The sequence below is a fragment of the Haloferax litoreum genome (genome assembly GCF_009674605.1).
GTDB lineage: Archaea > Halobacteriota > Halobacteria > Halobacteriales > Haloferacaceae > Haloferax > Haloferax litoreum.
Genome location: NZ_WKJO01000001.1, coordinates 2,533,259 through 2,556,989 on the forward strand (window position 1 = coordinate 2,533,259; position 23,731 = coordinate 2,556,989).

Here is a 23,731-nt window from a genome sequence, read left to right on the forward strand (position 1 = left end):
ACCGAAGGGAGACTCTGACAGCGTCCGCGTGCGGCGCGAACGTCACCCTCGACGACCGAACATGTGGACTAATGGACAGAACCGTCGGCTCGGGGCCGCCGAGCGACACCGATAGCCCTCGGGACAGAAGGGAGAGTTTCAAGCGTCCCCGGTCCTGACCGTCCATCGATGGAACCGTTGCGGACAGACGAGGTCGCCACACGCCTCGTCAGCAGGTCGGTCCGACTGTCGTTGCCGCCAGTGACGGCATCTCTCGCGGCGGTAGGTCGCCCACGAACGCTGTGGACTGCCCCCGACGAACCAACAGTCGTCGGCGGCGGCGCGGCCGTGACCGTCGAGGCAGATGGTCCTGACCGCCTCACACAGGTTCGTGAGTCGGCGTCTGCCCTCCTCGACGGGGCAGACGTGGACGGCCCTGCTGCTGCGCGCCCCCGATTCTTCGGTGGTCTCGCCTTCCACGAGGAAGCGACTGGTCGCGACCCGTGGGCAGACTTCCCGGCGGCACGGTTCGTCGTCCCCGAGGTCCAACTCGTCTTCGACGACGACGCGGCGTGGCTGACCGTCAACGCAGTGGGTTCCGACCCCGAAACGGTCGAAGACAAACTCGCGGCGGTTCGAACGACGCTCGCCGACCTCGACGACTCGCCGCCAGAGTCACCGCCGGGCGTCTCGACACGCCACCGAACCACCTCCGTTGAGGCGTGGCGCGAAAGCGTCGATGCGGCCGTCTCGCGTATCCGCGCAGGCGACTTACGAAAGGTGGTCCTCGCGCAGGCACTGGAGGTCGAACTCGACCGTCCCGCGTCGGTGCCGGACCTGCTCGCTCGCCTCGGTGAAACGTATCCCGAGTGTCACCGATTCCTCGTCGAACCCGCCATGGGCGCGAGTTTCCTCGGCGCGACCCCCGAACGACTCGTCTCACTTCGCGGCCGAGACGTCGAAACCGGTGCGCTCGCCGGGACGACCGGTCGCGGCGACACCGACGACGAAGACGAGTGGTTGGCGAACGAACTCCTCGCGAGCGAGAAAGACAACCACGAACACGAACTCGTCGCGGAGACGATTCGGGAGCAACTCGACTCGCTCTCGGCCGAGATTCGCGTCGGCGAGCGCGGGGTTCGAAAACTCGCCACCGTTCAGCACCTCTGGACCCCAATCGACGCGACCCTCGAACGCGACGAACACGTCCTCTCGCTCGTCGATGCGCTCCATCCGACGCCCGCCGTGGGGGGCTTGCCACCCGAAGCAGCCCTCGACGTCATCCGCGACACGGAACCGTTCGACCGCGGATGGTACGCCGCACCTGTCGGCTGGTTCGACGCCGAGGGCGACGGCAGTTTCGCGGTTGCTATCCGTTCGGCAACCGTCGAAGACACGATGGCGACGCTCTTCGCCGGCGTCGGACTCGTCGCCGACTCCGACCCCGACGCCGAGTGGGACGAGGTACAACTGAAGTACCGACCCATCCTCGACGAACTCGAACGCGACGACTGACCGACCGTCTCGCCTCCGAGCACTGTCTTTTGACTACTCCACGCACACGACGACTTGCAACGAAACGAGATGACACACCCGAATCGTAACACCCTCTGGGCACGGACCTTCGTTGACGAACTGGCACGCACCGACATCGACGCGGTGTGCATCGCACCCGGCAGTCGCTCGACGCCGCTCACCGAAGCGTTCGACCGACACGACGATATCGAGACGTTCTCACACCTCGACGAACGGTCTGCGGCGTACTTCGCGCTCGGACGCGCCCGGCGAACCGGCACGGTCACACCAATCGTCTGCACGTCTGGAACCGCCGCAGCGAACTTCCACCCCGCGGTCATCGAGGCGTCGCAGGCGCGTGTTCCGATGCTCGTCCTCACCGCCGACCGACCGCCGGAAATCCGCGACAGCGGTGCCAATCAGACCGTCGACCAAGAGAAACTCTACGGCGACGCCGTCCGCTGGTACAAGGACATGCCCGAACCGGAGGCGACTGACCGGAAACTCCGCAGTCTCCGCACCACCGCCGCGCGGGCCGTCTCCGAAGCGACGGGCGTCGACGCGGGACCGGTCCACCTCAACTTCCCATTCCGGAAACCACTCGAACCGACGCACGTCGAAGGCGACGTGCCGACCGACCTCGACAGCGTCGCACTCGACGGGCGAGAGGGTGGCACGCCCTACGTCCGAACGACCGCCGGTGCACCGGAACTCTCCGAGGACCATCTCCGAAAACTCGCCGACGAAGTCTCTGTGGACCGTGGACTCATCGTCGCCGGCCCGGCCGACCCACCGGGATTCAATACCGAGGCCATCGCGGCGTTCGCGCACGCAACCGGGTTCCCCATCGTCGCCGACCCACTGTCGGGACTCCGATTCGGCGGCCACACGCGGACGACGACGGTCCTCGGTGGATACGACGCTTACCTCGACGACCGAGTCACCGCTAACTGGCCGGACCCCGAAGTCGTCGTCCGAATCGGTGCGTCTCCAACGTCCAAGCCGCTCCGAAAGTACCTCGCACGAACCGATGCTCGGCAGTATCTGGTGGACCCGACGGGCGGGTGGCGTGAAGCCGAATTCACGGCGACAGACCTCGTCGAGGCCGAACCGTCGGTCCTCGCGTGGCGACTCTCGCAACTCGTCCGCAACCGACCCGACACCGAGTGGAACCAGTTGTGGACGGACGCGGAGGCGGCGCACTGGGACGCCGTCGACGACGAGACTGCGGCGTTCGAAGGCCGACTCGCCGCCGACGTGGCCGAAATCGCACCAGAACCCTCGACCATCTTCGTCTCGAACTCGATGCCCGTCCGCGAACTCGACCGGTTCGCTCGTCCATCGACGAAAGCGCGAACCGTGCTCGGGAACCGCGGTGCGTCCGGCATCGACGGTATCGTCTCGTCCGCCCTCGGTGCCGGGTCGGCAGTGACGGACCACCTGACGCTCCTGACTGGTGACCTCGCGTACTACCACGACATGAACGGCCTCCTCGCACTCGGCCGACTCGGTGTCGATGCGACTATCGTCCTCGTGAACAACGACGGCGGCGGCATCTTCCACATGCTCCCCATCGAAGACTACGAACCCCCGTTCACAGACCAGTTTAAGACACCGCACGGTCTCGACTTTGCGGCCACCGAAGACCTCTACGACCTCTCGTTCGCCTCCGTCGAGATGGACGACTTCCGTGACACCTACGCCGAGTCTGTCGCGTCCGACGGCACCCACGTCATCGAGGTCAGAACCGACGCCGAGTCCTCACACCGCGTCCGCGACGACATCCGCGAACGTGTGGTGGACGGGTTGTCCGACTGACTTTTCCGCCGCCGGTTCGATGGCGGGTCTATGTCCTCCAATTTACGTCGCCAGTACGAACTGAGTGTGTACGTGGTCGCCGCAGTCGTCGGCGTTGCCGTGTTCGCCTACGGGGTAGTCGTCGTTCTCGCCCCGACGACCGGTTTCTTCGCCGGGACGACTGCCGGCCTCGGTGTTCTCCTCCTCTCGGACTTTGCCGAACGTGGCTATCCACGCACGCTTGGTCGTCGTGGAACGCTCGCTCTCGTCGCCGGTGTCGTCGTGTTTCTGGTGCTGTGTGTGCTGTCTCAGCGACCGCTTCGGGGCCTCGCACTCGCGCCACTCGTGGCCGTCCTCGTGTGGGGACTCACCCGGTTCCGAGAGCACGGCTATCCCGACTCGATGGGGCGCAGGCGGTCACTCACGACTGGACTCGTCTCCGGTGGTCTCGTCACCTACGGGTCGCTCTCGGGGGTGACAGGGTTTCTCGTGGGGATTTGCGCCGCCATTCTCGTCGCTATCGCCTCGTGGGTGACGAGTCCGCGTGGACCGGTCGCAGGCAGGTCAGTCGGTGAGTGACGCGTCAGATTACGACGGTTGACGGACGACGAAGTACGTCGAAACTCGGAACAAAAGAACGTCTACGAGGACGAGGACGGTACCGACGAGTCCCCCGACGAGTGCCGCTATTCCGCCGCCCAAGAGCGTGATGAGTGCGAACGGGAGTACGCCGTCCAACCGAACGGTCCACGCCATCGAGACGAGATTGACGAAGGCCACCGCGAGTATCGTCCCGACCAGAAATCCCGCACCGATGAGTGCCCCCGCAATCGCGCCTCGAACGAAGAGGGAACGGAGTTCTCCCGTCTGTCCCCTGTCGAGACCACCCGTCGACAGAGCCCATCGGGTCGCGAGTATCGTGAGCACCCACAGGTAGCCGAATACCAACACCCCTTCGAGCGTGCCGAACCCGCGAAGGACGTCGGCGAGCGACCCACTCAGATGCCCCGTGAGTACTCCGAGAAGCGAGAGGAGGACGACGTTGAACGTCGAAACCGCCCAGATTTCGAGTCGAGGGGCGTCAACCATGAGCGAGTGCCTCCGCCAGTGCAACGACGAGTATCAGTACCAGCGACGTTGCCGAGTAGAACTGTCTGAAACGGTCTTCGATGACCCTCCCGACCCCTCGACGTCGGGTGGTGAGAACGACCAGCGTCCGGACGAACGAACCCACGACAAACACCGTGACGACGCCAAGTTTCGCCGTCAAGATAGTTCCCCAACGGGTCGTCGGGCCGGGCGCACCGAGCGAACCGAGATTGCCCACGCCGGTGACGACCATCACCGCCATCGTCCCCCAGAATAGCCACTCGTAGTGCGTGGCGAACCGAACAGTATCGTACCCAACACCGACAGTCCGAATCGCGTTCCACACGAAGACCGACCCTCCGACGAGGAGTGTCACCCCCAGAACGTGGACGAATCGGACGACGAGGGGTGCCGTGGAAGACATATGATTGACATCTTCTCTGCGAGGGTACAATACGGTTTGGTTGAGGCGAGGGGACGACGCGGTGTGCGCCAGAGCGACACCGACGCAAGCGAATCTTTTTGCGCCGCCCGCGCCGCCTCTCGGTATGGTCTCGGAGATTTTCGACCCCGACCGCTGGGAACCGGTCGACGGGTCCGACGAGTTCGACGACATCACCTACCACCGCGCCGTCGACGTGCCGGCGGTTCGCATCGCCTTCGACCGGCCGGAGGTTCGAAACGCCTTCCGCCCGGGGACGGTAGACGAACTCTACGCCGCACTCGACCACGCCCGCAAACAGGCCGACGTTGGCTGTGTCCTCCTGACGGGCAACGGGCCGTCAGAGAAAGACGGTGGGTGGGCGTTCTGTTCCGGCGGCGACCAGTCCGTTCGCGGTGGGTCAGGCTACGAGTACCGCGACGACGACGAAGCGGACGCCTCGGACGACCCACTCGTCCGCGAGGCGAAAGCCGGACGACTGCACATCCTCGAAGTCCAGCGACTCATTCGCTTCATGCCGAAACCCGTCGTCGCCGTGGTTCCGGGATGGGCCGTCGGCGGCGGCCACTCCCTCCACGTCGTCTGTGACATGACCCTCGCGTCGGAAGAACACGCGAAGTTCCTTCAGACCGACCCCGACGTGGCTTCGTTCGATGGCGGCTTTGGCTCAGCGTACCTCGCCAAACAGGTCGGCCAGAAGAAGGCCCGTGAGGTGTTCTTCATGGGCAAGACCTACTCCGCCGAGGAGGCAGTGGATATGGGAATGGCGAACGAGGCGATTCCCCACGACGAGTTAGAAGATGTCGCGCTGGAGTGGGCCGACGAGATGACGAAGAAGTCGCCGACGGCGATGCGCATGCTCAAGTTCGCCTTTAACATGACCGACGACGGACTGGTGGGCCAGCAGGTGTTCGCCGGTGAGGCGACTCGACTCGGCTATATGACCGACGAGGCGCAGGAAGGCCGCGACGCGTTCTTGGAGAAGCGGCAACCCAGATTCCGCGACTACCCCTGGCACTACTAACTCACCGTTTTTCGGTTCGGGGTCGCTTCACGACCCACTCATCGTAAAACCCGGTCTTCGTGAGCGGCAGTGAGCGAAGGTTCGTGAGACGCGCCGCGTCTCACGGTGGGGGAAAAAATATCGAAAGTCTCGCTTCCCTCGCTTTTGGGCCACTGCAGACAGGATTCTACAGCACGGTCTCAGAAACCTACACAGACTCTGTCACAACTCGGGCGCAACAGACCGAGGATGAGTTCAGCAAACGGCCATTCATTTGTTTTTCGTTACGAGACGAAAGCGTGACAGCGTCGGTATATTCTCTCGTCAGGCCGAATAAAAGACTATGCCGAAATGGGGCCTATGACGATGTACGGTTGGGTATCGGCCGGACAGGGCCGACGTGGACGAAGCACGTTCGGCACGTCAGGTTCGTACTCCCGACGGTGATTCGGACATGAAACTAGAAGACAAACGAATCGCCATGTTGGTCGGCCCCGGTTTCGAGGACCTGGAGTTCTGGGCCGTCTACATGCGCATGAAAGAGGAAGGGGCACAAATCGACGTCGTCGGCATGGATGCCGGTGTGGAGTACACTGGAAAGAGCGGTGGACTCACCGCCGAGACCGAACTCGCGGCAGGTGAGGTTGACCCGGCAGCCGTCGACGCGGTCCTGGTCCCCGGCGGCTGGACGCCCGATAAGATTCGCCGCGACCAGTCGGTGCTCGACCTCGTCCGGAACGTCTACGAAGACGACAAAATCATCGGGCTGATTTGTCACGCCGGGCTGGTCGGAATTTCTGCCGGCATCGTCGAGGGTTCGGACGCGACAGGTTCGCTGGGTATCAAGGACGACCTGATAAATGCCGGCGCGACCTGGGTCGACGAACCGGCGTTCCGCGACGACAACATCGTCTGGGGACGCGTCGTCGAGGACATCCCCGATTACTGCCGCGTCCTAGTGGACGCACTGGCCGAGCACCCCGCCTAGGAAGCCGTTTCGACCGACTATGCACGCTGTATCGAGCACGACCACAGGAACCTACCCGGATACTGTGAGAGACGTTGTGTGAGAGACAGCGGGTGAGTTCATCACGCGAGTGCTGTTCGTTTCACGTGATTGTTTGCTTGATAGCCCGGCGACGTTGAGTGAGGTACACACTTACAGTTAGCAGATTCACGAGCGGAATGAACGAAACAACATACAGGATATTTGGTGTCCAGTCTGTATACTCTGCGAGGAACCTCCGGTCGTGGTAGATGACGACTGGAGCATACATTGAAACGGCAATGTTTGCTATGATTAGCCACTCTTGGAGAGTTACGACGTAGCCAGAGAGTCCGATGCTATAATCGGAGACGACGACAGTATTCAGCACGAAAAGGACTTGATGCAGAAGGAACAGCAAGGGTATCAAGAAGAGCACCTTCCACCACCCTCGGTTTGCAAAATGACTCTGAATATTCATCTAGCTCGGTAGTCTCAGTCCGGACTGGTGCGCAATAAGTCCTCGCAGGGAGGTTGATTTTATTACTTCATTCGCTCCTACAACTCGGGGTTTCCGTGTTGTCGGTGCGCGCTGTATGTCTCGATTGAACAAGGCAGATTCTGTGACCGACTCGCGCTCTCTATTCAGCACGGTCTCGTGCAATCATCAGTATCCAAACAATTCGATAGCGACTAGAACCCACGCGGTTCGTCGAGTCGTCTACAGTCACCCGTCTCACCCCCGCCACGGAATGCAAAATTTGACCCTCCCCGGTCCCTGAGTAACGCGCAATGAGTACGCAGGACATCTCTCGCAGGCAAGCGTGGGTGATGGCGTCGCGGCCTCAAACCCTTCCGGCCGCCGCCGCGCCCGTTTTCGTCGGCACCGCGCTCGCCGTCCACGAAGGCGTCTTCGCACCCCTACCGGCGCTCGCGGCACTCGTCGGGGCGCTCCTCATCCAGATTGGCACCAACTTCGCGAACGACTACTACGACGCGATTCAGGGTGCCGACACGGAGGCACGCGAAGGATTCACCCGCGTCACCGCGGGTGGTCTCATCCCGCCAGCGGACGTGAAGCGCGCGATGTACCTCACGTTCGCCATCGCCATCGTCCTCGGAACCTATCTCGTCTACGTCGGCGGCGTTCCCATCCTCGTTATCGGTCTCCTCTCTGTCGCCTCGGGCATCGCCTACACCGGCGGGCCGTACCCGCTCGGTTACCACGGGCTGGGCGACCTGTTCGTCTTCGTCTTCTTCGGCCTCGTCGCCGTCGTCGGCACCTACTACGTGCAAGCCGCGAGCGTCCTCGCAGACCCGTTCTCGATGGGCATCCCACCGGGAACGGTTCCGCTTGTCGCCATCCTCGCCAGTCTCCCAATCGCGGCCATCTCGACGAACATCCTCGTCGTGAACAACGTCCGCGACAAAGAAGAGGACGCGACGACGGGCAAGCGGACGCTCGCGGTCCGATTCGGCTACGGATTCGCCCGCGCGGAGTACGTCGGAATGCTCGTTGTAGCATACGCGATTCCGGTCGCCCTGTGGACGCAGTTCGACTTCGAGTGGTTCGTCCTGCTTCCGGTCCTCTCGATGCCCATCGCGGCGCGTATCGCCCGGACCGTCGTCACCGAGACGAAAGGCGCGAAACTCAACCCGGCGCTCGAAGACACCGGGAAGTTGCTCGCGCTGTACGCCGTCCTCTTCTCGGTCGGACTGGTCTTCGCGTGATGCGCGTCCGCGAGTTCGCTCTCGACTTACGACGCCCGCTCTCGACGGCGAAAGGCGATATCGACCGGCGTGAGGGATTTCTCGTCGCCGTCGAGACGGCGAACGCGACTGGCGTCGGCGAGGCGACGCCGCTCCCCGGATGGACCGAATCGCTCGCCGAGTGCCGCGACGCCCTCGAATCGGTCGACGACCCAGAAACGGTACTCGCCGGCGGAGCGCTGGACGACACACCGGCGGCCAGACACGCCGTCTCCCTCGCACTCGCGGACGCTCGTGCCCGCGGTGAAGGCCGGTCGCTCGCGTCGTCGCTAGCCACCGAGTCACACACCTCGGTTCCGGTGAATTCGACCATCGGCGACTCGGGTGTCGAATCGACCGTCGAGGCCGCCAAGGACGCCGTCTCCGCCGGATTCGACTGCCTGAAAGTGAAGGTCGGCGCGCGCGCACTGGCGGACGATATCGACCGTCTTCGCGCGGTCCGCGAGGCAGTCGGTCCGACCGTCTCCCTCCGGGCCGATGCGAACGGTGCGTGGGACCGCTGGACGGCAGACCGATTCTTCGATGGCGTCGCGTCGCTCGAACTCGAATACATCGAACAACCGCTCCCCGCCGAAATTCTCGACGGGCACGCCGCGTTACGGCGACTCCACGACACACCCATCGCGCTCGACGAATCGCTCGCGGCGGTGTCCCCCGAACGGGCCATCGCGTCCAATGCGGCTGACGTCCTCGTCTGTAAGCCCATGGCGCTGGGCGGGCCGGACCGCGTTCTCTCGGTCGCTGAACGGGCAACTGACGCCGGTGTGGGCGTCGTCGTCACGACGACAATCGACGCCGTCGTCGCCCGACTCGGTGCCCTCCACGTCGCCGCCGCAGTTCCCGGTAATCGGGCGCACGGTCTCGCCACCGCGTCATTCCTCGATTCCGACCTCGCTCCCGACCCTGCCCCTGTCGAAGCCGGAACGATGGCTGTTCCAGAAACCCCGGGTCTCGGCATCGACGTGACCTCACGCTTCGACTGAAGTTGGTCGACGGGGCTATTCAACTCTCCACGGGCCAAACGTTTTTCACGATTCTGCACGTCTGCGTCGAAGATGACCGAGGTGGAACTCGATTCCGACGCGGTACGACTCGATATCGACGCGGGCGTCGCCACAGTGACGCTGGACGCCCCAGCGGTACGGAACGCACTCACTGTGGAGGTGACAGCGGGCGTCCGCGAGGCACTCGACTCGCTCCCCGACGAGACGAGGTGTGTCGTCTTCCGCGGTGCCAACGGTGCATTCTGCGCCGGTGGCGACGTGAACGCCATGTTAGAGTTACAGGCCGGCGCGTTGTCGCTGCCTGACGCCGTCGACCACGTCGTCCACGACACCGCCGACTGTGTCCGTCGCGTCTACAACTGTGACCTCCCGACTATCGCCGCTATCGATGGGCCGGCGGTCGGTGCCGGGGGCGCGCTGGCTATCGCGTGCGACCTTCAACTGCTCCACGAAGACGCCCACGTCGGGTTCGGATTCCGCCGCGTCGGACTCGCCGTCGACTCGGGACTCTCGTATCTCCTCCCGCGACTCGTCGGTCGGAACGTGGCGATGGAACTCGTCTACACCGGCGAACTACTCGGTCCCGAACGGGCACTCGAACTCGGTGTCGTGAACCGCGTCGCTGGCGAGGGCGAATTCGAGGCCGAACTCGACGAGTTGACCGACCGAATCGCTGGCGGTCCGACGAAAGCACTCACCGCTTCTAAACGTCTGCTCCGCCGACCGGACGACTCAATCGAGGCGGCAATCGAACACGAGGCGGCGGCACAGGCTGTCATCTTCGAGACTGACGACCACACCGAAGGTGTTGAGTCGTTCATGGAGCGCCGAGACCCAGAATTCGAAGGGCGATAGTCCCCCACGGCGAGCGGTGCGGGGGGCCAACCGGTCGGGGTCGGTGCATACTTGACGCCACCGAGCGACGGCGAGTGTATGGTCACCGTCACCGTCTGGAACGAATTTCGCCACGAACGCGACAGCGACGAAGTCGCCGCAGTCTACCCCGATGGCATCCACACCGTCGTCGCCGACGCCCTCCGTGAGGATGGTCACGAGGTGGATACGGCGACGCTCGACGAACCCGAACACGGCCTGCCTGAATCCGTCCTCGACGAGACGGACGTGCTCGTCTGGTGGGGTCACAAAGCCCACGACGAGGTAGACGACGCCGTCGTCGAGCGCGTCACTGACCGCGTCCGCGACGGCATGGGACTGCTCGTCCTCCACTCGGGGCACTACTCCAAGCCGTTCAAGCGCCTGATGGGCACCTCGTGTTCCCTCAAGTGGCGCGAAGCGGGCGAGAGAGAACGCGTCTGGACGGTCGAACCCGGCCACCCCATCGCCGAGGGTATCCCCGAGTCGTTCGAAGTGCCGAACGCCGAGATGTACGGAGAGCGGTTCGATATCCCCGCGCCCGACGAACTCGTCTTTCTCTCGTGGTTCGAAGGCGGTGAAGTATTCCGAAGTGGGTGTTGCTACACCCGCGGCAAGGGCCGCATCTTCTACTTCCGACCGGGGCACGAGACGTACCCAATCTACGAACAACCCGAGATTCGGACCGTCCTCCAGAACGCCGTCGATTGGGCGGCACCCAGTGACGGGGCCGACCCGTACTTCGGTAACGCCGACCCACTCGAAGACCTGAACTGAGCCACGTCTTCCAGACTCGTTCTGTGTTTGTTGACTGTCTGCACCGCCTGAAAAGCGATTATTCTCTCGTGCGACTAATTCACACGGGCAGCGCCGACTACCCGCAGATTGGTGGTCGGTGTCGCGGTGATACTATGAAAGGAATCGACGGTAAGGTGGCACTCGTCACGGGTGCCGCATCGGGTATCGGACGGTCGACTGCGCTCCGTTTCGCAGAAGAAGGGGCGAAGGTCGTGGTTTCGGATCTTCAGGTAGACGCCGGTCAGCAGGTGGTCGCCGAGATAGAGGACGCAGGTGGTGAAGCAGTCTTCATCGAGGCTGACGTCTCGAAAGAGTCCGACGTCGCTCGTCTCGTCGACGAGACGGTGAGCGCCTTTGGGGGACTCGACTTCGCGCACAACAACGCGGGTATCGAGGGGAAGGCCGGCCCCATGGCAGAGATGGAACTCGAAGACTTCCAGCAAGTCATCGACATCAACCTCACCGGGGTCTTCCTCAGCATGAAGTACGAGATTCCACGTCTCCTCGAACGCGGCGGCGGGGCTATCGTCAACACCGCATCGGTCGCCGGGATGACCGGCGGCCCGAGTCTCTCGCACTACTACGCGGCGAAACACGGCGTCATCGGTCTGACCCGCTCTGCCGCCCTCGAAGTGGCGACGGAGAACGTTCGCGTCAACGCGGTCTGTCCCGGCGTCATCGAGACACCGATGATAGAACGGTTCACGCAGGGCGACGACGAAGCGAAAGCCGGACTCCTCGAAGACGAACCAATCGGACGCCTCGGAAAGCCCGAAGAGATTGCGAGCGCCGTCGTCTACCTCTGTTCCGACGACGCCTCGTTCGTCACCGGCCACCCGATGGTCATCGACGGCGGCTACGTCGTCCCGTAACGTCTTCTCGACCCCGTCGTTTTTGACCACGAATCGAAAGTTGACAACTCGCCGACTACGATAAGTACCCACAGAACGGAAGAATGCACATGGCACAACCGACGAGTGGGCAACGGCGACTCATGTTCGCTCTGTTCGCCGTGGCGACGCTCATCTTCCTCCTCGGCATCGTGGTTATCGGTTATCTCTCCGGCGCGATTTAAGTAAGCTGACGGGATGCGAACTGTTGCGTGCTGGTGTCAGCGCGTCGCGTCTTCCGGGCGGAACGTCTTCCCCGCTTTGCCGTCGGCAGTCATCCGGCGGAGCGTCGCGGCGGCGTTGCTCGCGTCGTACCCGAACAGCACGTCTTTGGCGTACTCGTCTGCGACTTCGATGGCGTGTACGAGGGCGTCCACGTCCACGTCCACGGCGTACAGTTCGATAGAGAAATCCACGTCGTACGGGTCGAGAAGCGAGACGAACCCTCTCGCGATGGTCTCGAGCCAATAGGTCGTCCCGTAGTCGATGTCGTAGAGAGGGACAACGAACTCGTCGACGTACTCGGCGAGGAATTCGATGTCGAGGCCAGCACGGCGGTAGAGGTGGCCGGGGTAGGGGTCGGGGTAGAGCGTCAGGTAGACGCGCCCGGGAATTCGGTCGGCGGCGTCGGCGACGAACTCGGTGATGACCGCGGCGCGCCACTCGAACCACGCGTCTTCGTCGTCCGCGTCTCGGCCGTTCTCGTCGGCCCACTCTGCGAAGCGTCGAGAACACCGCTCACAGTGGCAGTACTCGTCGCGCGGGAATCCAACGTCGTCGAGTCGAACGTCGCCGTTGGCGGCGACGGCGTCGTCGATGATTTCGAGCAGACCGGTGCGGTACTTCTCGTTCGTCGGGCAGATGTACGCCCAGTCGAAGTACGTCCGGTCGCGGGTGGCGAGGTTGCCGTCGGCGTCCACGGGAACGAGGTCCGGGTTCTCGTTGGCGGCGGCGTTGTCACCGAAACACGACACCATGTTCACCGCGTTCGACAACGGTTCGGCGGCGCGTCCGGTCACGTCTTTGACCTCGTAGAACGCGCGGTCGAACTCGGGCCAGTCGATTTCGTCTGCGTTGCGTGTGACGACCCCGTACATGCCCACCCGTTTGGGTGGCCCGCGGGTAAGTCGTTCGCTCCCGTGTCTGGACGGCGACTCTCCCACTCTCGCACGACGCTGGTCGTCACTCACGAACGAAGGAGGGCGGCACTCGGTCCGATGGAGACCGAGTGAAGGAAAACGGGGTTACTCTTCGATTTCGACTTCGACCGATTCACCGTCACCGGAGAAGACGGTGTACAGGAGTGCGACGACTGCCAGAACCAACACGAGTTTGGCTTTCTTGGACATGACTCGAAGTACGGTGGCACTGCACTAAGTGATTACGACATGATTTGTTTCGCGTCGAACGGTATCCTGAGCACTGGCCTCTCGGCAGGACAGCGTGACTTTCGGGTTCCGGACAGATACGAAGAGACCCGTCGAAGAATTAGTTGACGTTGAGGTTCGCCGCGACTTCGTCTTCGCGGACGATAGTGTCGCAGTAGTCGCAGCGAACGCCGTCCGAGAGGACGGTAAACCGGGCATGGATGGGTTCGTCGGCGTTGCTGATGCAGTTACGGTTCGGACACGAGATGATGCCCGAAACGACGTCCGGGCGGACGACGCGGTTCTTCTCGACCACTTCGTAGTCGCGGACGATGTTGATGCTCGCCGCCGGAGCGATGAGTGAGAGCACGTCCACTTCAGATTGGCTCAGTTCGCGTCCTTCGACCTTGACGATGTCCTTGCGGCCGAGGCGGTCCGAGGGGACGTTCATCCCGACGGAGACTGTCTCTCCTTTCGTGCCGTCGATGCCGAGGATAGCGAGGACGTTGAGTGCTTGCCCGCCGGCGACGTGGTCGATGACGGTACCGTTCTGAATCTTCGAGACGCGGAGTTCGTGGTCGTCTGTCATCGGTCTTGGGTGAGGAGGATGTCCAACAGCGCCATCCGGACAGGGATGCCGTTGTGTGCCTGTTCGAAGTACGTCGCGTGGTCGGTGTCGTCGATGTCGGGCGAGATTTCGTCTACCCGTGGAAGCGGGTGCATGATGGTGAGGTCGTCAGACGCCGCGTCGAGTGTCTCGGCGTCGATTTGGTACTCACCGGCCACTTTGCGGTACTCGTTCTCGTCGGGGAACCGTTCGCGCTGGATGCGCGTCACGTAGAGGACGTCGAGACTGGGGAGAATCTCGTCGAGTTCAGTGTGCTCTTTCACCTGCGACCCGGACGCGTGGAGGTCGTACCGGACGTTCCGTGGCAGGCGGAGACTCTCTGGGCTGATGAAGTGCTGGCGCGCGTCGAAGTTCGTGAGCGCTTCGGCCAGCGAGTGAACCGTCCGGCCGTACTTCAGGTCGCCCATGATACCGACGGTGAGGTCGTCGAGTCCCGCGTTCTCTCGGATGGTGTAGAGGTCGAGGAGCGTCTGACTCGGGTGCTGGCCGGCACCGTCGCCCGCGTTGATGAGCGGAACGTCGACGAACTCCGAGGCCATTCTGGCCGCGCCCTCACTTGGGTGGCGGAGGACGAGGCTGTCCGCGTAGCCTTCGACCACGCGGACCGTGTCGGCGAGCGTCTCGCCTTTCTTGACCGACGACGACTCGACCGGTCCCATGTCGACCGTCTGGCCGCCGAGGCGTTTCATCGCGGTATCGAAGCTCATCCGGGTTCGTGTGCTCGGTTCGAAGAAACAGAGCCCAAGAACTTTCCCGGCGTGCTGCTGCCGGAATGCTGCCGGATTCGCGTCGATTTCAGCCGCGCGGTCGAGCACCGCCTCGATGTCCTCCCGCGAGAGGTCTGTCGCGGAGATGAGGTGGTCCTGACGCATCGGTGAATGGAGCGACCTACACCGACTTGAATCTCCCGGCATCGGTCGGCGCGCGTGATATACAGGGGCGTGTATAACTCTACCAAGGAAACGGGTGAAGTGTCGAACGAAGAAGAAAACGGACGTCAATCGAGGGCCACGACAACCCAGTCAGTCGGCGACAGGCCCGTGTTCAGGGCCAGTTGCCGCTGGAGTCGTACGCGTTGACGACGCGCTGGATGGCGACGACGTACGCCGCGGTACGGAAGTTCGGCAGGTCGTGCGTCTCGTAGGCGTCGACGAGGTTGTCGAACGCGTTGACGATGACCCGTTCGAGTTCGTCGTTGACGCGTTCTTCGGTCCAGTAGAACCGCTGGCGGTTCTGGACCCACTCGAAGTACGAGACGGTGACGCCGCCGGCGTTAGCGAGGATGTCGGGGAAGACGTGGACGCCACGCTCAGTCAGCACGTCGTCTGCACGGGGCGTGAGCGGTCCGTTCGCCGCTTCGGCGATGATGTCGGCCTGCACGTCCTTTGCGAGGTCACCGTCGATGGCGTTTTCGAGTGCGGCGGGGACGAGGAGGTCCACGTCGAGCGTGAGCAGTTCTTCGTTCGTGAGGGGTTCAGTACCCTCGTAGTCCGAGACGGTTCCGGTCTCGTTCTTGAACGCCTTCACGTCGCGGGTGTCGAGGCCGTCGGGGTCGTAGATGCCACCGGACGAGTCGGAGACGGCGACGACGTTCGCGCCGAGGTCCTCGATGAGTTTCGCGGCGACGGACCCGGCGTTCCCGTAGCCCTGCACGGCGACGGTTGCGCCTTCGATATCTCGGTCGAGGTATTTGAACGCCTCACGCGCCGTGAGCATCGTGGAGCGGCCGGTCGCTTCGACACGGCCTTCGCTCCCACCGTTTGTCAGCGCCTTCCCGGTGATGACGCCGGGTGCGGTGGTGTTTTCGAGCGTCTCGTAGGTGTCCTTTATCCAGTTCATCTCGCGCTGACCGGTGTTCACGTCCGGTGCGGGAATGTCGCGGTCCACGCCGATGAACGGGCGGAGTTCCTTGGCGAACGACCGGGAGACGCGTTCGAGTTCGCCCTCGCTGTAGTTCTTTGGGTCGATGACGATGCCACCTTTGCCGCCGCCGTACGGGATGTCTACGACGGCGCACTTGTACACCATCCAGCCCGAGAGGGCCTTCACTTCGTCGCGGGTGACGCCCGGGTGGTAGCGGATGCCGCCTTTGTACGGTCCTCGGTCACCGTTGAACTGAGACCGATAGGCGCGGAAGAGTTCGATGCTGCCGTCGTCCATCTCGACGGACAGGTTCGTCTCGAGCACCCGTTCCGGATTCTTCAGACGCTCGATGACGTCGTCGCGCACGTCGAGGTAGGCTGCTGCGTCGTCGATCTGCTCCTGTAAACTCTCGAATGGATTCGCCTCTTGTGCCATGTCATAATACGCTCACGGCAGGCGTTTAAGCGTAGCGGAGATTTTACCATACGATAATGATAATACTCGTACCCATCGATAAAAGGAGACATGCAACGACGAGGTGTCGGTCGATTTCACCGACGAGTCGATTGAGCCGATTCGTCGGCGACGCAGTACGGTTCGTTCGTGGACCTCTCAGTACGATTCGCCTGCTCGGTCCAAGATGTTCTCCGCCTGTTTGACGAGTGGCGCGTCTATCATCTCGCCGTCGACACCGAAGACGCCGCGGCCCTCGGCCGCCGCCTCGTCACGGGCGCGAAGCACCTTCTTCGCCCACGTCACGTCCTCGGGGCCCGGCGAGAACGCCTCGTTGATTGTGGCGACCTGTGCCGGGTGGATAGCGAGTTTCCCGTCGTAGCCGAGTTGACGGCCGAATCGAGCGTCTTCGCGGAGGCCGGCGTCGTCCTGATAGTCCACGTGGAGCGTGTCGATTGCGTCGATACCCGCTGCTGCGGCAGCGACGACGACGCGTTCACGGGCGTAGAGTACCTCGGTCCCGTCGTCTGTTCGCGTCGCGCCAACGTCTGCGGAGAAGTCTTCTGCACCGAAGATGACCGCGACGGTGTCTTCTGCGGCGGCGACTTCGGGTGCAGCGAGCACACCGGCAGCGCTCTCGACGATGGCGATGACCGGACAGTCGGTCCCCGCGTCGCGGGCGGCGTCGGCGACGCGGGCCACGTCGTCGGCACTCGTGGCCTTCGGAACCACGAGTGCATCGGGCGGGTGGGTAGCGCAGACGGCAGCAACGTCGTCGAGGCAGTCGTCACCCGGGTTCACGCGGACTGTGACCTCCGCGTCGGGGTCGAACGCGGGGTCCGAAAGCACGTCGACGACGGCGTCTCGCGCCTCCGTTTTGCGCTCGGGTGCAACGGCGTCTTCGAGGTCGAAGACGAGTACGTCTGCGCCCGCGCCGGGGGCTTTTCGCATGAGTTCGGGCCGGTCTCCGGGTGAAAACAGGACGCTCCGTCGTGGCATAGATGAGAGTTGAATGGGGTGGAAATGAGTGTTTGGTGGGGCGGTATCGTGAAGCGTGTGGTGTCAGGACCGCAGAGCGCGTAGTGCCGTGAAGTCCGTCGGTTCGTGAACGACAGTGGGGGGACGCGCCGTGTTTAGGGCCAGAGGCCGCGGTGTTCGTGGGCGGCGGCGACGCGTTCGAGTGCGACCATGTACGCGGCGTCACGCCACGTCACGTCGTGGGTTTCGACCTGTTCGCGGACGGCTTCCCACGCGCGGAGCATCTCGGTCTCCAGTTCGTCGTGGACGCGTTCGAGCGACCACGAACGGTGGTTGAGGTCCTGCAACCATTCGAAGTACGAGACGGTGACACCACCGGCGTTGGCGAGGATGTCCGGGACGACAGGGATTTCGCGTTCTTCGAAAATCTCGCTCGCCGCGGAGGTGGTCGGGCCGTTCGCACCTTCGACGATGAGGTCTGCCTGCACGTCGCCGGCGTTCTCGGCGGTCAGCACGTTGCCGATGGCGGCCGGGATGAGTACGTCCACGTCGAGTTCGAGGAGGTCTTCGTTCGAGAGCGTCTCCGGCGCGTCGTACTTCATGACGGCTTCGGGTTCTTCCTCGTGGGTCGGCACGTCGTGGGTGTCGAGGCCGTCGGGGTCGTAGATTGCGCCGTTCACGTCGGAGACGGCGACGACCGTCGCGCCGTGGTCGTCGAGGAGTCGCGCGGCGGGTGCGCCGACGGACCCGAATCCTTGGACGGCGACGGTGGTGTCTTCGATGTCCCAGCCGAGGTAGTCGATTGCTTCGCGTGCGACGATTGCGACCGAACGGCCGGGTGCCGTATCACGGCCCTTGCTGCCGCCGACGACCGGTGGCTTGCCCGTGACGACGCCTGCCTGCGTCTCGCCTTCCTGCATCGAGTAGGCGTCCATGAACCACGCCATCGTCTGCGCGTCGGTTCCCATGTCGGGGGCAGGGATGTCTTTCGTGGGGCCGATGAACGGACGGAGTTCTTCGGCGAAGCGGCGGGTCAGGCGCTCCTTTTCGTCCGTCGAGAGGTCCTTCGGGTTGACGACGATGCCACCTTTGGCACCACCGAAGGGGATGTCCATCACTGCGCACTTCCACGTCATCCACATGGAGAGGCCGATACACTCGTCTTCGGTCACGTCGGGGTGGAACCGGAGGCCACCTTTGTAGGGTCCGCGGACGCTGTCGTGCTGGGCGCGATAGCCGGTGTAGACAGCGGTCGTGCCGTCGTCGCGTTCGAGCGGAACCGAGACGCGGTGGACTTGATTGGGGTGGTGGAGGCGCTCGATGACACCCGGGTCAACGTCCAGGTGCGCCGCCGCACGCTGGAGTTGGCGGCGTGCTGTTTCGAGCGCTGTCTCTTCCGTCGGTTCGTCGTCTTTCGCGGTGGATGATGCTGCGGATGCCATAGTGCATTCGTGCCGGTTTTTCGCCGGCGATGCCGGTCGACCCGGTTTCTGTCGCACACGACCACCGGCCGCCGGTTACGGGCGGCCAGTGAGCGCTTTCGCGACTCTCGACTGTGGATAATTATAATGGTTGTTATCTGCTTTTGCTCGGGGCAATAGTTGTCACACCTGCCGTTGCCACACCACGTGACGCCTCGCTGACCGGCACGGTTTTATCATGGTCTTACACAACCTGGACTATGACCGGTCTGTACTACGAGGAGTTCGAAGTCGGCCAGACCATCGAACACGAGAAGCGCCGCACCGTCTCCGAGTCGGACAACCAGCAGTTCTGCGACATGACGATGAACCAGCAACCGCTCCACCTCGACGCGGAGTTCGCGTCCCAGACCCAGTTCGGCGAGCGACTGGTCAACGGTCTCTACACGATGAGTCTCGCCGTCGGCGTCTCGGTTCCCGACACGACAGACGGAACCATCGTCGCCAACCTCAGTTACGACAACGTTTCGCATCCGAACCCCGTCTTCCACGGCGACACGCTCCGTGCCCAGACGACGGTCCTCGACAAGCGCGAAACGTCTGACGGCGAACGCGGCGTCGTCACGATGAAAGTCGAGGTGTTCAATCAGGACGACGAGTTGGTCTGTGAGTTCGAGCGAACGGCACTGTCTTTGAAGAAGGAGAACGTCGACGGCGAGTAACTCGCGGCGACTCGCTCACACCGCCCCTGAATCCTCTCGTCTTCGTCACTGCACTCGAATCGTTTCTCTCCTGCCACCCACACCGCTTTCTCTCCAGCGTCGCTACGACATCTATGGACTTCGACGCTGTCGGCGCGCGTCTCTCGGCGAGTGTTGCTCGTGCTCCTCCCCCGGCGTCCATCGCTCGAGTCGGCCTCGGGTCGATGGTGTTCGCTGCCGGCGTCCACAAACTCTTCGACCCTCTCGCGTGGACCGTGTACGTCGTGGACTGGCTTGCGCCCGTGCTCGTCGTCTCGCCTGTCGTGTTCATGCTCGTCAACGGCGTCCTCGAAATTGGCTTCGGGGCGGCACTCGTCGCCGACCGGTACACCGCCGTTGCGAGCGCCGTCGCCGCCGTCTCTCTCACGGCGACGTGTCTCTATCTCGGGGTCGTGTTCGTCCTCGAAGGCGGCCTGTTCGGCGACGTTCTCGCCCGCGACGTTGGTCTCGCCGGCCTCGCGTGGGCCGTCCTTGTCGACGCACTCAGTCGACCTACCCGAACAGGGTGACGAGGATGAGTTGCGTGTTCATCAGGCCAGCGACGCCCCACGGCACTGCGACGCCGATGGGTATCGCTGCTCGATAGTGGTTCGGGAGGACGACCCACGCGACGAGTGCCACCGTCAAGACGACGAGTTTCAAGAAGAGGAGTGCACCGACAGTGCCCATGCTGGGGATGAACGCGAGCACGACGGGGTTCAGTTCCGCCAGTCCGCGGCCGAGTCCGTACAGGGTCGTCACGACGTCGAGAATCAACGCCAACATCGTCACGGCCCAGAGGACGTTGTCGTCACTGACGACGTGCGAAAGAACGGAGCGTGGTGTCTCGGCCTGTGGAATTCCGTGACTCATTGTGGGCGCACCGAAGTGCGATACCCCACAGAGGCAGGCGACCTACCTCAGTATCCTCCGCTTAGGTCAATTATCGAGAGGTTACCTGCCGGAAAAACAGAATATTAACTCAGAGTATCGTCCCGTGTTTCTTGTCGGGAAGCGACTTCTCGACGGAGGCGTAGAACTCGAAGCGGTTGACGAGTTCGTCACGGAGCGACGACGGCGGGACGATTTCGTCGATGACGACTTCGCTCGCCATCCGGTGGACGTCGATGTCTTCGCGGTACTCCTCGCGGAGTTCGTCTTCGCGTATCTTGCGCTCGTCCGGGTCGTCGATAGCGGCGAGTTTGTTCGCGTACACGGCGTTGATAGCGGCCTCCGGGCCCATGATGCCAATTTCGCCGGACGGGAGCGCGATGACGCTGTCCGGGTCGTAGGCGGGGCCGCCCATCGCGTAGATGCCCGCGCCGTAGGCTTTGCGCACGATGACCGTCTGTTTGGGAACCGTCGCCGACGAGGTGGCGTAGATGAACTTCTTGCCTTTCTCCAGGATGGCGTCCTCTTCGACTTGCGACCCGGCCATGAACCCCGGCGTGTCACAGAGGTAGAGCAGTGGAATCTCGTATGCGTCGCACGTCCAGATGAACTCGGCCGCTTTCTCTGCGGCGTCTGGGAAGATTGCACCCGAGCGCTCAGTGGGTTGGTTGGCGACGATGCCGACCGGTCGGCCGTCTATCTTCGCGAACGTGGTGACGATTTCCTTCCCGTAGTCGGGTTTGAGTTCGAAGGCCGACTCGGCGTCCACGATACGCTCTATCAGGTCGTGGACGTCGTAGGGGCGGTTCGGCGACTCGGGGATGAGTTCGTCGATGCCCTCGGGCGAGAAGCGTGGCGGTTTCGGTTCCGAACGCGGTGGTTTCTCGCCGGCCTTGTTCGGGAGGTACGTGATGAGTTGCGAGACGAGTTCGCGGGCGTGCTCTTCGTCGCGGGCGACCAAGTCGGCACTGCCCGATTCTTGGGCGTGCATCTGTGCCCCGCCGAGGTCCTGCATCGAAATCTCCTCGCCGGTGACCATCTTCACCATGCGCGGCGAGGCGATGGCCATCGCGGACATGCCTTCGACCATGATGGTGAAGTCGGCGAAGACGGGTGTGTACGCGGCACCCGCGATACACGGCCCGTATAGGACGCAAATCTGCGGGACGTATCCCGAGAGCATCGAGTGGTTGTAGTAATACTTCCCGATGCCTTCGCGGTTTGCGAAGAACCCAGACTGCTGGTCGATACGACCTCCCGATGAGTCCATCAGGTACAACACCGGTTTCCCGGTCTTGAGGGCACGTTGCTGCATGCGGAGGAACTTCTCGACGCCGCGACGGGCCATCGACCCTGCCTTGACGGTGAAGTCGTTGGCCATGAAGTGCAGGTCACGGCCATCGAACTCGGCGGCACCGGTGAGGAGGCCGTCACCGGGCAGTCGCGTGTTGGGGTCCGTGCCGTCCACCTCGGGGGAGTTCTCGTGCCACGAATCGAAGTTGGCGAACTTTCCGTCTTCGAACTTCAGGCCCTCGGGGAACCACAGGTCGAGACGGTCACGGACGAAGAGTTTACCCGCTTCGGGAAGTCGCTCTTTGTACTTCTCGGGGCCACCACCGAGGATGTCGGCAATCTCCTCGCGGAGTTTCGCTTCACGCTCGGTCGGTTCCATGTCGTCTTCGAGCGGGAAGGTGTCCGCAGGCGGTTCGGCGTTCGCGACGGCCTCCTCGCCCTCGCCGACGAACACGTCCACGTCGGTCGCGAGATGTCGGGCAAGCGCGCTCGCGATGGCTTCGGCCTCTTCGCCAGTCGCGCCGTCGCCGATTCTGACCTTCATACCTTGGGATGCGACACCGTATTCAAAATGGTTTTCCATGCACGATTTGCCACCGAGTCGAAACAGCGATGTGTCACCTGAGGCAACACCTCGGTCGTGTCCCCTCCCTGGCCGTCCTCTCGCCGGTCGTTCCTCCACGCGACGGGTGCCGCCGTCTTCGCCGGTGTCGCCGGATGTCTCGGTCGCCCGAAGTACGACGCAGAAGCGCTCAGGGAGGTACTCGAAGACCCGATTCCACGACCCCCACCGGCGAGTCTCCCGCTCCCCGACGGCTACCTCGGTGGCGCCCGCGACACCGCAGAACGGAGTGCGGCGGCGCTGGCCGAGCGTCTGTCCTCGCTCCCCGACGATGTCTCTCCAGACAGTCTCTCCGTCGAGAGAGCGTCGAACCACTTGAAGGGAGGACGAGCGTCCATCACTGAGAGCACCCAGCAACAGTCCACAGACGCGATGCGGTCGATTCGTGAGGCACGGAGCACGCTCAGTGAGGGACGCGGATGGCTCGACACCGCCGTTGGCAAGGTGGAGACTGACGCGCTCTGGGAGCACGACGTCGACCTCGGCCGCGTGCTCGCCCGTTCGTGGACGGACGTGGAGTATCGTGCGACGACAGTTCCGGTCGGTATCTACGCTGCCGCCGAGACTGAGGCACTCCTCCTCGAAGCGGGGTCCTCGCTCGAATCGGTCGACCGAGCGCTAATCGGCACCGACAGCGTCGACGACGAGACGGAACGATATCGTCTGTTCGCTGCTGCGATGGGTGAACTCTCGCACGCCCGTGCCGCACTCGCGGACGCGAACGCCGTCATCGGCGGGCAACGCGAACGGGTCTTCGAGGGAACGCCCTCGCTTCGAGACCCGATGGCTACCGCGGCGCAGACCCTCCTCGAAACGACCGAAGCGGACATCGAATCGATGACCCCAGTCTCGGACGAACAACCACGGGTCGTCCACGAGGTACTCGACGAACTGTCCGTCAGGCCACCGCGAGACGTTCGAGACGCTCTCGACGCGAATCGGCCGGCGACGGCGCTCTCGAACCTTCGATGGCGGCGACAACGACTCACCGCACGGGAGGGAGTCGATAGGGAATCGCTGTCTGTTCCGGAGTCGAACGAGGCACTCGTCTCGTCTCGACGGGCGGCTATCGACGCACTCCGGCAGGCGCGTTCGACCGTCGGTGACCCAGTCGAGCACACCTGTATTCGACAGGCACAGTTCGAGGCGATACGTGGTGACCGTGACGTGGAGAACGTCGCCAACGAAGTGGGGAGAAGCGAGTCACGGGCCACCGAGTTTGCGACTCGGGGGTACGCCCACTACGTCGCCGCGAAGCACCTCGCGACGGCGGCGAAACCGACGGCTACGAGACTCGTGAGCGCAGTCGAAAACGAACTCGGTCGGTAGT

General features: G+C 63.3%; 23 protein-coding genes. 13 read left to right on the plus strand and 10 right to left on the minus strand.

Annotated elements, in window-relative coordinates; all coding sequences use genetic code 11:
- The first annotated feature begins 168 nt into the window (after nucleotides 1-168).
- The 3 genes from GJR96_RS13030 to GJR96_RS13040 all read left to right on the plus strand — a co-directional run bounded on the left by GJR96_RS13030 (nucleotide 169) and on the right by GJR96_RS13040 (nucleotide 3,870).
- Nucleotides 169-1,494, plus strand: coding sequence for an isochorismate synthase (locus GJR96_RS13030; protein WP_151163317.1), 1,326 nt, complete (start codon nucleotides 169-171; stop codon nucleotides 1,492-1,494).
- 69 nt (nucleotides 1,495-1,563) lie between these two features.
- Nucleotides 1,564-3,312 carry a 2-succinyl-5-enolpyruvyl-6-hydroxy-3-cyclohexene-1-carboxylic-acid synthase gene (gene menD, locus GJR96_RS13035; protein WP_151163318.1) on the plus strand — a complete coding sequence of 583 codons (1,749 nt, stop codon included), beginning with the start codon at nucleotides 1,564-1,566 and terminating at the stop codon, nucleotides 3,310-3,312.
- Nucleotides 3,313-3,342: 30 nt separating this feature from the next.
- Complete coding sequence (locus GJR96_RS13040) at nucleotides 3,343-3,870, plus strand: hypothetical protein (protein ID WP_151163319.1); 528 nt, start codon at nucleotides 3,343-3,345, stop codon at nucleotides 3,868-3,870.
- A 9-nt stretch (nucleotides 3,871-3,879) separates the two neighbouring features.
- Here GJR96_RS13040 and GJR96_RS13045 read toward each other — a convergent pair whose 3' ends face one another.
- Nucleotides 3,880-4,380 (minus strand): hypothetical protein, encoded by a 501-nt coding sequence (locus tag GJR96_RS13045; RefSeq protein WP_151163320.1) that lies wholly within the window; start codon nucleotides 4,378-4,380, stop codon nucleotides 3,880-3,882.
- Nucleotides 4,373-4,804 carry a CopD family protein gene (locus GJR96_RS13050; protein ID WP_151163321.1) on the minus strand — a complete coding sequence of 144 codons (432 nt, stop codon included), beginning with the start codon at nucleotides 4,802-4,804 and terminating at the stop codon, nucleotides 4,373-4,375. Before GJR96_RS13050 ends, GJR96_RS13045 begins: the two co-directional genes overlap by 8 nt.
- A 124-nt stretch (nucleotides 4,805-4,928) precedes the next feature.
- On the opposite strand from GJR96_RS13050, the gene GJR96_RS13055 reads away from it, so the two are divergent.
- From GJR96_RS13055 to GJR96_RS13085, 7 genes are all read left to right on the plus strand, one after another.
- Nucleotides 4,929-5,846 (plus strand): 1,4-dihydroxy-2-naphthoyl-CoA synthase, encoded by a 918-nt coding sequence (locus tag GJR96_RS13055; protein ID WP_151163322.1) that lies wholly within the window; start codon nucleotides 4,929-4,931, stop codon nucleotides 5,844-5,846.
- Between the two features lie 433 nt (nucleotides 5,847-6,279).
- Nucleotides 6,280-6,813: a type 1 glutamine amidotransferase domain-containing protein gene (locus tag GJR96_RS13060; RefSeq protein ID WP_151163323.1), complete on the plus strand. Its 534-nt coding sequence runs from the start codon at nucleotides 6,280-6,282 to the stop codon at nucleotides 6,811-6,813.
- An 828-nt stretch (nucleotides 6,814-7,641) separates the two neighbouring features.
- A complete protein-coding gene (locus GJR96_RS13065) occupies nucleotides 7,642-8,541 on the plus strand; it encodes a 1,4-dihydroxy-2-naphthoate polyprenyltransferase (protein ID WP_394349494.1) in 900 nt (299 codons plus the stop codon).
- Nucleotides 8,541-9,563, plus strand: coding sequence for a mandelate racemase/muconate lactonizing enzyme family protein (locus GJR96_RS13070; RefSeq protein ID WP_151163325.1), 1,023 nt, complete (start codon nucleotides 8,541-8,543; stop codon nucleotides 9,561-9,563). The genes GJR96_RS13065 and GJR96_RS13070 overlap by 1 nt, the downstream gene beginning before the upstream one ends.
- A 72-nt stretch (nucleotides 9,564-9,635) precedes the next feature.
- Nucleotides 9,636-10,439: an enoyl-CoA hydratase/isomerase family protein gene (locus GJR96_RS13075; protein ID WP_151163326.1), complete on the plus strand. Its 804-nt coding sequence runs from the start codon at nucleotides 9,636-9,638 to the stop codon at nucleotides 10,437-10,439.
- A 78-nt stretch (nucleotides 10,440-10,517) separates the two neighbouring features.
- Nucleotides 10,518-11,234 (plus strand): ThuA domain-containing protein, encoded by a 717-nt coding sequence (locus GJR96_RS13080; protein WP_151163327.1) that lies wholly within the window; start codon nucleotides 10,518-10,520, stop codon nucleotides 11,232-11,234.
- Nucleotides 11,235-11,368: 134 nt separating this feature from the next.
- Nucleotides 11,369-12,127 (plus strand): SDR family oxidoreductase, encoded by a 759-nt coding sequence (locus GJR96_RS13085; RefSeq protein WP_151163328.1) that lies wholly within the window; start codon nucleotides 11,369-11,371, stop codon nucleotides 12,125-12,127.
- Nucleotides 12,128-12,366: 239 nt separating this feature from the next.
- Here GJR96_RS13085 and GJR96_RS13090 read toward each other — a convergent pair whose 3' ends face one another.
- The 6 genes from GJR96_RS13090 to gdhB form a co-directional block, all read right to left on the minus strand.
- Nucleotides 12,367-13,242 (minus strand): hypothetical protein, encoded by an 876-nt coding sequence (locus tag GJR96_RS13090; protein WP_151163329.1) that lies wholly within the window; start codon nucleotides 13,240-13,242, stop codon nucleotides 12,367-12,369.
- Nucleotides 13,243-13,633: 391 nt separating this feature from the next.
- Nucleotides 13,634-14,101, minus strand: a complete 468-nt coding sequence (gene pyrI / locus GJR96_RS13095; RefSeq protein WP_151163330.1) for an aspartate carbamoyltransferase regulatory subunit — start codon at nucleotides 14,099-14,101, stop codon at nucleotides 13,634-13,636.
- A complete protein-coding gene (gene pyrB, locus GJR96_RS13100; RefSeq protein ID WP_151163331.1) occupies nucleotides 14,098-15,012 on the minus strand; it encodes an aspartate carbamoyltransferase in 915 nt (304 codons plus the stop codon). The genes pyrI and pyrB overlap by 4 nt, the downstream gene beginning before the upstream one ends.
- Before the next feature lie 172 nt (nucleotides 15,013-15,184).
- Nucleotides 15,185-16,438 carry a Glu/Leu/Phe/Val family dehydrogenase gene (locus GJR96_RS13105; RefSeq protein ID WP_151163332.1) on the minus strand — a complete coding sequence of 418 codons (1,254 nt, stop codon included), beginning with the start codon at nucleotides 16,436-16,438 and terminating at the stop codon, nucleotides 15,185-15,187.
- Between the two features lie 177 nt (nucleotides 16,439-16,615).
- Nucleotides 16,616-17,455, minus strand: a complete 840-nt coding sequence (locus GJR96_RS13110) for an HpcH/HpaI aldolase/citrate lyase family protein (RefSeq protein ID WP_151163333.1) — start codon at nucleotides 17,453-17,455, stop codon at nucleotides 16,616-16,618.
- Between the two features lie 134 nt (nucleotides 17,456-17,589).
- A complete protein-coding gene (gene gdhB, locus GJR96_RS13115) occupies nucleotides 17,590-18,876 on the minus strand; it encodes a glutamate dehydrogenase GdhB (protein WP_151163334.1) in 1,287 nt (428 codons plus the stop codon).
- 239 nt (nucleotides 18,877-19,115) lie between these two features.
- Between gdhB and GJR96_RS13120 the strand changes: the two genes are divergently transcribed.
- Together GJR96_RS13120 and GJR96_RS13125 are read left to right on the plus strand one after the other, a co-directional pair.
- Nucleotides 19,116-19,577, plus strand: coding sequence for a MaoC family dehydratase (locus GJR96_RS13120; protein WP_151163335.1), 462 nt, complete (start codon nucleotides 19,116-19,118; stop codon nucleotides 19,575-19,577).
- A gap of 113 nt (nucleotides 19,578-19,690) precedes the next feature.
- Nucleotides 19,691-20,125 (plus strand): DoxX family membrane protein, encoded by a 435-nt coding sequence (locus tag GJR96_RS13125; RefSeq protein WP_151163336.1) that lies wholly within the window; start codon nucleotides 19,691-19,693, stop codon nucleotides 20,123-20,125.
- Here GJR96_RS13125 and GJR96_RS13130 read toward each other — a convergent pair.
- Entirely contained in the window at nucleotides 20,109-20,468 is a 360-nt protein-coding gene (locus tag GJR96_RS13130) for a DUF5658 family protein (protein WP_151163337.1), read from the minus strand. The genes GJR96_RS13125 and GJR96_RS13130 overlap by 17 nt on opposite strands.
- A gap of 109 nt (nucleotides 20,469-20,577) precedes the next feature.
- Complete coding sequence (locus tag GJR96_RS13135) at nucleotides 20,578-22,323, minus strand: acyl-CoA carboxylase subunit beta (protein WP_151163338.1); 1,746 nt, start codon at nucleotides 22,321-22,323, stop codon at nucleotides 20,578-20,580.
- 96 nt (nucleotides 22,324-22,419) lie between these two features.
- Between GJR96_RS13135 and GJR96_RS13140 the strand changes: the two genes are divergently transcribed.
- Nucleotides 22,420-23,730, plus strand: a complete 1,311-nt coding sequence (locus GJR96_RS13140) for a hypothetical protein (RefSeq protein WP_151163339.1) — start codon at nucleotides 22,420-22,422, stop codon at nucleotides 23,728-23,730.
- Nucleotide 23,731: the final 1 nt, after the last annotated feature.

What these genes read in the sequence shown, in the direction of transcription:
- GJR96_RS13125 (WP_151163336.1), top strand. Translation starts at nt 19,691, where the DNA reads ATGGACTTCGACGCTGTCGGCGCGCGTCTCTCGGCGAGTGTTGCTCGT.
- pyrI (WP_151163330.1), bottom strand. Translation starts at nt 14,101, where the DNA reads ATGACAGACGACCACGAACTCCGCGTCTCGAAGATTCAGAACGGTACC.
- GJR96_RS13120 (WP_151163335.1), top strand. Translation starts at nt 19,116, where the DNA reads ATGACCGGTCTGTACTACGAGGAGTTCGAAGTCGGCCAGACCATCGAA.
- GJR96_RS13080 (WP_151163327.1), top strand. Translation starts at nt 10,518, where the DNA reads ATGGTCACCGTCACCGTCTGGAACGAATTTCGCCACGAACGCGACAGC.
- GJR96_RS13030 (WP_151163317.1), top strand. Translation starts at nt 169, where the DNA reads ATGGAACCGTTGCGGACAGACGAGGTCGCCACACGCCTCGTCAGCAGG.
- menD (WP_151163318.1), top strand. Translation starts at nt 1,564, where the DNA reads ATGACACACCCGAATCGTAACACCCTCTGGGCACGGACCTTCGTTGAC.
- gdhB (WP_151163334.1), bottom strand. Translation starts at nt 18,876, where the DNA reads ATGGCATCCGCAGCATCATCCACCGCGAAAGACGACGAACCGACGGAA.
- GJR96_RS13090 (WP_151163329.1), bottom strand. Translation starts at nt 13,242, where the DNA reads ATGTACGGGGTCGTCACACGCAACGCAGACGAAATCGACTGGCCCGAG.
- GJR96_RS13070 (WP_151163325.1), top strand. Translation starts at nt 8,541, where the DNA reads ATGCGCGTCCGCGAGTTCGCTCTCGACTTACGACGCCCGCTCTCGACG.
- pyrB (WP_151163331.1), bottom strand. Translation starts at nt 15,012, where the DNA reads ATGCGTCAGGACCACCTCATCTCCGCGACAGACCTCTCGCGGGAGGAC.
- GJR96_RS13045 (WP_151163320.1), bottom strand. Translation starts at nt 4,380, where the DNA reads ATGGTTGACGCCCCTCGACTCGAAATCTGGGCGGTTTCGACGTTCAAC.
- GJR96_RS13105 (WP_151163332.1), bottom strand. Translation starts at nt 16,438, where the DNA reads ATGGCACAAGAGGCGAATCCATTCGAGAGTTTACAGGAGCAGATCGAC.
- GJR96_RS13135 (WP_151163338.1), bottom strand. Translation starts at nt 22,323, where the DNA reads ATGAAGGTCAGAATCGGCGACGGCGCGACTGGCGAAGAGGCCGAAGCC.
- GJR96_RS13110 (WP_151163333.1), bottom strand. Translation starts at nt 17,455, where the DNA reads ATGCCACGACGGAGCGTCCTGTTTTCACCCGGAGACCGGCCCGAACTC.
- GJR96_RS13065 (WP_394349494.1), top strand. Translation starts at nt 7,642, where the DNA reads ATGGCGTCGCGGCCTCAAACCCTTCCGGCCGCCGCCGCGCCCGTTTTC.
- GJR96_RS13050 (WP_151163321.1), bottom strand. Translation starts at nt 4,804, where the DNA reads ATGTCTTCCACGGCACCCCTCGTCGTCCGATTCGTCCACGTTCTGGGG.
- GJR96_RS13055 (WP_151163322.1), top strand. Translation starts at nt 4,929, where the DNA reads ATGGTCTCGGAGATTTTCGACCCCGACCGCTGGGAACCGGTCGACGGG.
- GJR96_RS13085 (WP_151163328.1), top strand. Translation starts at nt 11,369, where the DNA reads ATGAAAGGAATCGACGGTAAGGTGGCACTCGTCACGGGTGCCGCATCG.
- GJR96_RS13060 (WP_151163323.1), top strand. Translation starts at nt 6,280, where the DNA reads ATGAAACTAGAAGACAAACGAATCGCCATGTTGGTCGGCCCCGGTTTC.
- GJR96_RS13075 (WP_151163326.1), top strand. Translation starts at nt 9,636, where the DNA reads ATGACCGAGGTGGAACTCGATTCCGACGCGGTACGACTCGATATCGAC.
- GJR96_RS13130 (WP_151163337.1), bottom strand. Translation starts at nt 20,468, where the DNA reads ATGAGTCACGGAATTCCACAGGCCGAGACACCACGCTCCGTTCTTTCG.
- GJR96_RS13040 (WP_151163319.1), top strand. Translation starts at nt 3,343, where the DNA reads ATGTCCTCCAATTTACGTCGCCAGTACGAACTGAGTGTGTACGTGGTC.